General features: G+C 55.7%; 8 protein-coding genes and 3 pseudogenes. 1 reads left to right on the top strand and 10 read right to left on the bottom strand.

Annotated elements, in window-relative coordinates; translation table 11 throughout:
• The 8 genes and pseudogenes from ABRP88_RS11110 to ABRP88_RS11075 all read right to left on the bottom strand — a co-directional run.
• Nucleotides 1–722, bottom strand: a 722-nt coding sequence (locus ABRP88_RS11110) for a helix-turn-helix domain-containing protein (RefSeq protein WP_349837226.1), incomplete at its 3' end; no start/stop codon positions are given.
• An 82-nt stretch (nucleotides 723–804) separates the two neighbouring features.
• A pseudogene (locus ABRP88_RS11105) lies at nucleotides 805–1170 on the bottom strand (hypothetical protein); the annotation flags it as partial.
• A 62-nt stretch (nucleotides 1171–1232) separates the two neighbouring features.
• Nucleotides 1233–2213: a decaprenyl-phosphate phosphoribosyltransferase gene (locus ABRP88_RS11100; protein ID WP_349837225.1), complete on the bottom strand. Its 981-nt coding sequence runs from the start codon at nucleotides 2211–2213 to the stop codon at nucleotides 1233–1235.
• Nucleotides 2206–2721: a phosphatase PAP2 family protein gene (locus ABRP88_RS11095; protein ID WP_349837224.1), complete on the bottom strand. Its 516-nt coding sequence runs from the start codon at nucleotides 2719–2721 to the stop codon at nucleotides 2206–2208. Before ABRP88_RS11095 ends, ABRP88_RS11100 begins: the two co-directional genes overlap by 8 nt.
• Nucleotides 2711–4663 carry a glycosyltransferase gene (locus tag ABRP88_RS11090; RefSeq protein WP_349837223.1) on the bottom strand — a complete coding sequence of 651 codons (1953 nt, stop codon included), beginning with the start codon at nucleotides 4661–4663 and terminating at the stop codon, nucleotides 2711–2713. The genes ABRP88_RS11095 and ABRP88_RS11090 overlap by 11 nt, the downstream gene beginning before the upstream one ends.
• A gap of 140 nt (nucleotides 4664–4803) precedes the next feature.
• Nucleotides 4804–5281 (bottom strand): annotated as a pseudogene (locus ABRP88_RS11085) (transposase); the annotation flags it as partial.
• A gap of 165 nt (nucleotides 5282–5446) precedes the next feature.
• Nucleotides 5447–5893, bottom strand: coding sequence for an ABC transporter permease (locus ABRP88_RS11080; RefSeq protein ID WP_349837222.1), 447 nt, complete (start codon nucleotides 5891–5893; stop codon nucleotides 5447–5449).
• A 58-nt stretch (nucleotides 5894–5951) separates the two neighbouring features.
• Nucleotides 5952–6779, bottom strand: a pseudogene (locus ABRP88_RS11075) (IS3 family transposase); the annotation flags it as partial.
• Nucleotides 6780–6819: 40 nt separating this feature from the next.
• Here ABRP88_RS11075 and ABRP88_RS11070 point away from each other — a divergent pair.
• Nucleotides 6820–8012 (top strand): IS3 family transposase gene (locus ABRP88_RS11070; protein WP_349837220.1). Its coding sequence is split into 2 segments (ribosomal slippage): nucleotides 6820–7099 and nucleotides 7099–8012, totalling 1194 coding nucleotides; the frame shifts between segments, so codons are not numbered across the junction.
• A gap of 143 nt (nucleotides 8013–8155) precedes the next feature.
• Here ABRP88_RS11070 and ABRP88_RS11065 read toward each other — a convergent pair.
• Nucleotides 8156–8464: a transposase gene (locus tag ABRP88_RS11065; RefSeq protein WP_023022502.1), complete on the bottom strand. Its 309-nt coding sequence runs from the start codon at nucleotides 8462–8464 to the stop codon at nucleotides 8156–8158.
• Between the two features lie 345 nt (nucleotides 8465–8809).
• Nucleotides 8810–9184: hypothetical protein (locus tag ABRP88_RS11060; RefSeq protein WP_349837219.1), on the bottom strand; the 375-nt coding region annotated here is incomplete at its 5' end.

Below are 9184 nucleotides of genomic sequence, written 5' to 3'. Positions count from 1 at the left end.
GTCTCGCCATAGTAGTCATTCTGGTTCATCTCCTTATGCGGGTTGGGTTCCCACACACAAACCATTAGACACTCTCGGGCAATAGCACGCACGCCTAGGCCTTGACGATTCAAGTCGGCGATAAGTTCACGTTCCTCGACGGATAAATATCGAGGACTAATGCGTTTGTCTATCGCGTGCTGTGGGATAACTTCGACGGGCACTGCTTGACGGCCGTCAACATAAGGCAAAACCTGCATAAGTCTTTTATAAAGCTCAGTGTCTGGCCCATCGGGAACAAACGGCACACGCCCGACACCATTGAGCTTGGTTACTCCTTTATCGATGTCCAAAGCCTCGCGCGGATTAATACCGACGGCTTTTGCTGCGTCTTTTCGGCCCATCGCACCAGAACGCAGCATCAAATACTCGCACCGACGCGACGTGGCACTAGCCCGACGGCCATGCGGATTGCGCTGCCACAAGCCAAGCTCAATACCAATGCGGTACACAACGCTGGTTCCTACATTAAGCCGCGTTGAAATATCTGACGGCTTCACACCCTGCTTCCATAGCGCTTCAATGCTTTCTGTAACCGAAGCAGAAGTCGACTTCTGAACGCGCACAGGAAGTTGATACTCACGAGCCAGCCGATACGCAACACTCAAGCTAAGCCCCAGTTCCAACGCCGCACTACGAACACTACGACCGCCTGAAACCAAGCAACACAGCTGCTCCACCACATCCGGCGAAGGATCCCAACGACTCGACACCACAAACACCACCAATCAAGGTCAGGTGTTTCCACGATCCTTAGAATCCGCCGGCTCCAGCGGGAAGAATAAGTCCCTTGTGCATGCTTGCCGATGCCCACGTACCCACCACCATCGCCGCGACCGCTAGGAGAAGCCCGAGGTAGATGGCGATCGTTTCGAGTTCAGCACCGCTTACCCACCGCGCCACTAAGATGAGGTATTGCCACAGCGTGGAGGTATTGGCCTCGACGCGCTCGCCCACATTAAACACAGGACCGTTGCCGGCTTCTAGGTTGCGGACGGTACGCAGGACGATGAGGCCGTCATCAGACATCCAGCGACGGGCAAAGCCACCCCACAAAGAAAAAATACCGATAACAAGAACCCAGGCGGGTGCGCTCCACAGCGCAATGTTCTTGTTACCGGTGTTAACCACGTGGGGTGAGTATATCAGCCCTCTCAAGATCTTCTAGTTGAACGCAACTATGCAACCGCTGCTTAGACCAATGGCATGATGTAGACGGCCATGGCGATGCAGGCCAGCCAAGCGATGGCGAGGAACTGCAAGGTGCGATCCCCCAACGCGATTTCTTCCGGTGCCCCGCCCTGGCCGCGGTCGACGTCGGCGGCATAGCGCAGGATGGCGATGGTAAATGGCACCATGGAAATCTGGTACCACACGCCACCAGAGGTTGCGGCATTAGCCAGTTCAAAGCCCCACAGGGAGTAGAAGACCACCACGGCGGTAGCCGCTAGCGTCCAGACAAAGCGCAGGTAGGTTGGCGTATAGCCCTGCAAGGATTTGCGGATCCTCGCGCCGGTCTTTTCCACCAGCAGGATTTCGGCATAGCGCTTACCGGAGGCCATAAAGAGCGAACCAAAGGCAGCGACCAGCAAGAACCACTGCGAAAGCTCAATATCGGCGGCCACGCCACCGGCCATGGTGCGCAACATGAATCCGGAGGACACCAGCGCAATATCGATGACCGGAATATGCTTCCAGCCAAAGCAATAGCCCAGCTGCAGGGCGATATAAACCGCCATGACGATGGCTAGCTCTAGTCCCGCGGTGGCCAAGAAGGACAGCCCAATGGACAGGCCAACGAGCACCACGGCCATGACATAGGCCACCTTGATGGGCAGCACGCCCGAGGCAATCGGGCGGAAACGCTTGGTCGGGTGCTCTTGGTCTTCACGCCAATCCTTGGCGTCATTGATCAGGTAGATGGAAGAAGCGCCGAGGCAAAAGACGATGAAGGCCAAGAGGACATCGACAAGCACGCGCCCGTGAAAGAGCGACTCCGCACCGGCCGCGGCGGGCGCGGCCAGTACGAGGATGTTTTTTACCCATTGCTTCGGGCGCAGGGCCTTGACCATGCCATCGGCCAAATTCTTCGGCGGCTTGCGCTTACGGCCGGTATCGACGCCGGACGTATGCGGTTCCGAATGGAGAAAGTGCTGGTTACCGTCCTCACTCATGCGTCTTTCCCTTCGTCATTGCCCGCGCGGTGGCAGCGCCAATGGCTGCGCCCGCGACGGTATCGGTTGGATAGTGCACCCCGAGCACCATACGCGATGCCATCATCACCGGCACTCCCACAAGCGGTGCCTTGGAACCCGTCAAGCGGGAAAGGCCCACCAAGAAGGCAGTGGTGGAGGTGGCATGCGAGGACGGGAAGGATAGGCGCGAGGGGGTCTTAACCCCAACGCGGACGTAGGAATAATCGGGTCGCTTGCGCCGCACGATGCGCTTGAGCACCACGCTTGCCGCATGCGCGGTAAACGCCGCGGCACCGATCCGAATCCACTCTTCACGGCGCTGCTTGTCCACGCCTGCCCCTAGGGCCGCGCTGCCCATCCAGCCCAGGGCGTGCTCGCCCAAGCGGCTTAAACCGCGGGCGGTAGGTAGTACTCCCGGCAGGTCAAAGGCGGCGTTCTGGATGGACTCTAGGACGCGGGATTCTGCGATAGAAAGCTTATTGGGCATCAAAAACCTTCTTCCAGGAGGACCGCGCGGTCAATTCCGGCAACGCGGCGCGGTAGTGCGCCCGCAGGTCATCGAAGTTTTCTTCAATTTCCTTCAACAGGTTGCGGGTTTCGGTGATGAGCTCCTTGGCCAAATCGCGGTCGCGCTTGCGGAAGGCCACGCCCGTGCCGCCCGCCGTGGATACGGTGGCGGAATCCAGGCGGGACAGGGTGAACCAGCGCGCCTCTTCTGGGGTGAGGTTCAGCTGCGGTGCCGCGTGGTGCGCCGGATCTTCCTTGCTCAGCAGGTGCTTAAGACCCTTGGCTGCCCACGGCAGCTTCTTGACCTTGGCCAAGCGCCCGCCCACATTGCGGGTGGGAACGCCCGGCGCGCCGGTCGGCGCCGGCAGTTGGTCTGCGGATTCGATGATGACCGCATCTGAGTAGTTCTTGCGGATCTCCGCAATGCGCGGCAGCGAGGTATCCAGGATATCGAAGAGGTGATCCGGCCCCGCCAGGAAGTCCTTCATGGCCTCGATTTGGATGGCCATGGTGGAGTATTCCATGCACATGGTGTGCTTGAGCGTGGACTTAAAGATGGACTTAGTAATGCCGGATACCGCGCCATCGTGGTACAGCGAAGCCACGATCAAGCGGTTGCGCAGGTGGAAATAGGCCTGCCAGTCAATGGCATCGTCCTTATCCGCCCAGGCCATGTGCCAGATGGCCGCGCCCGGCCAGGTCACCGTGGGGAAGCCATTGCGGGCGGCGCGCAGCGAGTACTCGGTATCGTCCCACTTGATAAACAGCGGCAGTGGCTGGCCGTTGGTCTCTGCCACCACGCGCGGGAAGAGGCACATCCACCAGCCGTTATATTCCACGTCCACGCGGCGGTGCAGGTCGCGGGAATCGTACTTCTTTGGATCCAGGCGGGTTTCTGGCGTGCCAATGGCGCGCAGCGGGTACTTGGCAAAGTCGTGGTCGTACACGGCATGCGGGGCGGCGCCCCACATGAAATCGGAGCGGTTGACCTGCTCACCGGTAGTGCGCAGCTGGGAGCGCTCCTGCAGGTTGAGCATCTGCCCGCCGACGATGATCGGCTTTTCCGCATAGCGTGCTGCCTGCACCGCGCGCAGCACGGAGTCCGGCTCGATGGCGATGTCATCGTCCATGTACAAGATGAAGGGCGAATCCGTATTCTCCAGCGCCTCGTACATGATGCGGGAATAGCCACCGGAACCGCCGAGGTTGCCCTGGCGGAATTCGCGGAAGCGATCGCCAAAGTGCGCTACCGCTTCGTCGTAACCGGGCTCATCGGCCGGGTGCTGGTTGCCTTGGTCTGGCATGAGGACGAAGTCGATGATCTCATCCACCACGGGATCTTCTGCCAGCGCCTGCAGAGCAGCGACGGCATCCGTGGGGCGGTTAAAGGTGGGAATGCCAACGGCGACGCGCTTTTCGGAAGGGGCAATCTCGGTGCCATCGGGAAGCGTCTGCGCCAGCGGGGCCTGCGGTGAGCACCAAGCTGCATCCGACAACGTGGTTTCCTTTTCCGCGGTGATATCGAACCACAGCCAGCCGCCGTCCTCGAAGTTCTTCAGCGGCAGCTCAAACTCGTGGTGGCCCGTGCCCACGAGGTGGTTGGCCACGGAGATGCGTTGGCCATCGTGCTTGGAACGGTACAACGAGATATTGGCCTGGCCCTCAATTTCAAGGCGCAGAATGACCGAGTCGAGCTGGGACCACCGGCGCCAGTAGGAGGCCGGAAAGGCGTTGAAGTAGGTCTCAAAAGAGGCTGCCTCGCCGGCCGGAATGGTCACCGAGGTGCGGTCGGTCCAGCTGAGGCGCTCGCGGTTTTGTTTCGCCTCAATGAGGTAGAGCATGCGGACGTCAAAGGGTTCGCCGCGCTTGGGCAGCAAAATTCGCTGCAGGGGCTCAAAAGCCGAGGTGTTGTTGGCAGTCACGATTGCTTCGATTCTCCAAACTATTTAAACAGTAGTCAGCGATTTAGCGTAGTTGTTTTATAAGGATTACTCGGGTTTACACGCGGATGTGTCTTCGGGTTAAGTAGCAAAAGGGACCTGACCCCTTTTGGTAGACACCTGATATCCAGCCCGATGGTGGACACACGATGATGCTGGATGCCACGCACCGTCATACCGCCGGCGTACAACGAGATGATCATGTCATCGAGTTCGGTTAACCGGCGTGCGCCTTCGGCACCATCCGCGCAACAAACCTACCCACTCGGTCTCTGGACATAACTGCCTCAAGCCGGCCGTAGCCAGAGTCAACGGTTTAGGTATAGGCCCCATTTCGGAAGTTATTGCCTTGGCCACGGTCAACCTGGGCTTTCGCCGTACGGTCGGAATGCTCGTAGCCCAAATGGGCATCCATTTCAGCCTGCAGCTCGGCGTTAACCGAGGCCTGCAACATGGCCGCGCACAAGCTCGCTGTCATCGTCAGTCGAGGTCGACAACTCACCGATGAGACTGGCAAGCTTAAAGGTTTTCCATCAGCTTCTCGCTGATCTCGTTGACCCTAGACGGGTCATAATTCTTCTTCGGGGATACCGTAGTCATTATCGGTGAAGCTCCTTTCAAATCAGAGCCCCACACACAAAATCTCCGACACTCTCGGACCACACGGTCCTTGGCATCCTAGTCAAATTTTCTTGGTATATTCCAGATTTTCCCATCTACTCAAACGGAACAAAACCTGGGACAGTTCACGTGGGAAAACAACGTTTATACCCGTTTATGCCGCCAGGGTAGGAAAACCACAGCACCAAGAAGCAAGACGACAGTGACACCCACTAAATATGCTATAGATCCCCAGGGGATTCCATCGCCGCCAAAGAAGCCGTATCTAATGGCTTCACTTATGTGGACAGCCGGGTTGGCTTCTCCCACTATCTGAAGCCACGAAGGCAACAAGTCTTCAGGAACGGCAACCGGGCCGAGACTTAGCAGCGTAATGGCCAATAACAATGAGATGGAAGATGCCTGCTCAAGGCTGGAACATAATGCTCCAATTATCATTCCGGCAGAAAGGAAAGTACAACCAGCAAAAACTAGGGAAGGAATGATAGTGAAAGAAGGAGATAAAGAAAGCCCAAGAATCTTAACTACCGCAACTGGGGTTATGAGCAGTGAAGGAGTAGCTAAGAGGCTAAAGGCGATAAAGCTCCCCACAACAAACTGGAGTGGGGTTGCCCGCAAATCGTGGACACGTAGTTAAGCTGCTTAGGGGTTAAGCAGCGGCCTTCTTATTACCATTTTGATCAGCGAGCTGGGCTTCGAAATCGACGGGGCTTACCATCCCGATGGACGAGTGGCGACGGCGCCGGTTGTAGACAATCTCAATCCAGCGAGCCACCGCCTTCCGGGCTTCGTTGCGGGTTCGCCATTCCTTCCGATCGTAAAATTCGGTCTTCAATGTCGACCAGAACGACTCGGCCATCGCATTGTCAAAGCAGACACCAGTACGGCCGACCGATTGAGCAATACCTAGTTCTTGACAGACCTGCCACAGCTGTTCGCTGGTGAACTGGGTACCACGATCGGCGTGGAAGACCACGCCGTCGGGTACTTCACCACGCAGGGTGTAAGCCATGCGCAGTGCACGTTCAACTAGGTAAGAATCCTGCACACTATCCATGGACCAGCCTAGGACTCGGCGGGAGTGTCCATCGCGGATAACGCATAGGTACAGCCAGCCCTCATTCGTGCGTAGATAGGTAATATCCGACATCCACACTCGATTAAGCTGCCCTTGATCAAATAGGCGTTTCACTAGGTCTGGAAGCGTTGACTTCCGCTTGGATTGAATCGCCGTTACGGGAACAAACGCCCTGGGTGAGATGCCTTCAATACCCATCATCCGCATGCGTTTGGCCAGGGTTTTGCGATTCACATAGACCCCACCCTCGGCGAGTTCTGCAGTAATCCGTGGGGCACCGTAGACTTCGTCAGAATCTTCCCAGATGTTATGAATTTTCCTGTCTAACTGGTCGAGGAATCTCTGACGCTGATTTTCACCACGAAAGGGACCTGACCCCCATTTGGTGGACACCTGATATCCAACCCAGTCGAGCTGGCAAGATTGGTAATCTACCACCATGTCCAGGTACTCCGAACAGTTCAAACGCGATGCCGTAGCCCTCTATGAGAACAACGAGGACCTCTCGCTGAACTCAGCATCAGCCGAGCTCGGAATCAACCGTGCCTCGCTACACTCTTGGGTCAAAAAGTACGGCACCGGCAAACGTGCCCGCATTAAAGCGGTACATGATAAAGCCCAAGAGCTGAATGATTCTGCGCGAATCCGCCAGCTAGAGAAAGAAAACGCAAAACTGCGCGAAGAACGTGACATCCTGCGTAAGGCTGCGAAATATTTTGCCGAAGAGACTCACTGGTGATCCGCTTCCAGTTTGTCGATGACCACCGAACCGAATACTCGGTCAAGCGGATGTGCCACGTGTTAAAGCTCAATCGCTCCTCGTTTTACAAGTGGGTGAGCACCCGCAAAAAACGCAGGTTAAAGATATATTCTGACGGTCTTATTGGTGCAAGGATCACAACCGTCTTTGATGATGAGCACGGGCTTTATGGTGCTAAACGCATCGCCGCAAGCCTCAAGGAGGACACGGCGTATACCCCGGTCAATCACAAGAAAGTTGCACGCATCATGAAAGCCATGGGACTTCAAGGCTTTAGCAAACGGCGTCGATGCATCACTACCAGGCGTAAGCCTGACCACCGAGTCATGCCGGATTTACTAGGCCGTATATTCACAGCTGACGAGCCGAACCGTGTGTATGTCGGTGACATTACTTACCTGCCGTGTAAGGGAGGGAAAAACATGTATTTGGCCACAGTCATTGATACTTATTCGCGTAAACTTGCAGGTTATGCACTCGCAGACCACATGCGAGTCTCACTAGTCATCGATGCTCTAGCCCACGCACATGATGTGCGTGGCAGTCTGGACGGGGCTATTTTCCATTCCGATCACGGCAGTGTGTACACCTCACAAGCTTTTAGAAATTACTGCTCGTCGTTAGGTGTACGCCAGTCCATGGGAGCGGTAGGAACGAGTGCTGATAATGCCTTGGCAGAATCGTTTAACGCCACTTTAAAGCGGGAAGTGCTGCGTGATCGGAAAGTCTTTGACAACCCAATTACCTGTCGCCAAGAGGTCTTCCGGTGGTGCATGCGCTACAACACGCGCCGGCGGCACTCCTGGTGCAATCTTGTAGCGCCTGATGTCTTTGAAACCGAGACTTCGGCTATACTGACCAAAGCAGCATAGCTAGCCCCCGATGTGTCCACTTTCCGGGGGTCGGGCCCAAGCCGTACTGCTTGAGCCTTGTGCCATTTATAGTAGCCAGAACGAGAAACCTCTAATAACCTGCTCATTCGTTTGATGCTGTAGTTCGCCTTGCTCTGGCTGCATTAGCTCAAATTTTTCCGATCGCGTTGCTTCGCAGCGAAGAAGGCGGTGGCTTTTGACAAGAACTCATTATCCATCTTGGCCTCAGCTAACTCACGACGCAGGCGAGCGTTTTCGGCTCGTATATCGGCATCACTGCGGCCATCTACCGAGCCTTGGCGTTCCCGCTCAAGTTTGACCCACCTGCCTAAAATTGTGGCTGATACGCTAATTTCCTTAGCCACATGAGCGATTGGGCGCCCAGACTCAATGACCAGTCTGGCGGCCTCCTGCCGGTACTCCGGGGTGTACTTCTTCCTTGACGAACTCACAATGAACATCCTCTCCTACGGACACAAGATCCGCACTAATCGGGTGTCCACTAAACGAGGGTAACCTCAGGAGGCGCTTCGCTCCGGTAGCCGCTAGTTGATCTAGGGCTCCATTCGCCTTCATAAAGGAAATATTGGTGGCAATTTTCCCCTGCAGCTCGAATAGTAAAGAAAACGATAGACCACCAATAACAGCGTACTCAACGGCGGCCCCGCCTGAATTTTGTGCGTACACACCAAGTCCTAAGGACATTAGAACAGGAACGACAATTCCAGTAAGCAGCATGGACGGCCAAGACCATCGCCAATTGGTCAGCTGTATGCGCGTAAACGTAAGAGTGTTACTCATGCTTTATTCGATTTGGATGCGATTAGGTTGACAAAAACATCCTCGAGATTGGGTGAACTGATAGTAATATCGTCGGCTCCTTCGTGACATAGTTTCGAGACAATTCTCGGAACTTGGTCGACATCTACTGTCTGCTCCCAAGGTTTTGAACTTTTATCACTATTGGATGCAGTGCGGTACGCAATGGTTCGTCTATTTTGAACGTTTTGCATGACTTGGTTAACCGTGCCGTTAGCAATGAGCCGTCCTTTATCCATAATTCCGAGATGGGTTAAGCAGGACTCAACTTCGGAGAGGTTGCGTCCGCTAGTGTGGTGTATCTGTAACCCGTGGTAAGCCTCGTGCCGGTGCACAATAAGGCGACCATCACG

It is taken from the genome of Corynebacterium sp. KPL2734 (assembly GCF_040225595.1).
Taxonomy (GTDB): domain Bacteria; phylum Actinomycetota; class Actinomycetes; order Mycobacteriales; family Mycobacteriaceae; genus Corynebacterium; species Corynebacterium rhinophilum.
Note: the sequence above shows the minus strand (reverse complement) of the source record. Positions and strands in the feature narration are given on the sequence as shown.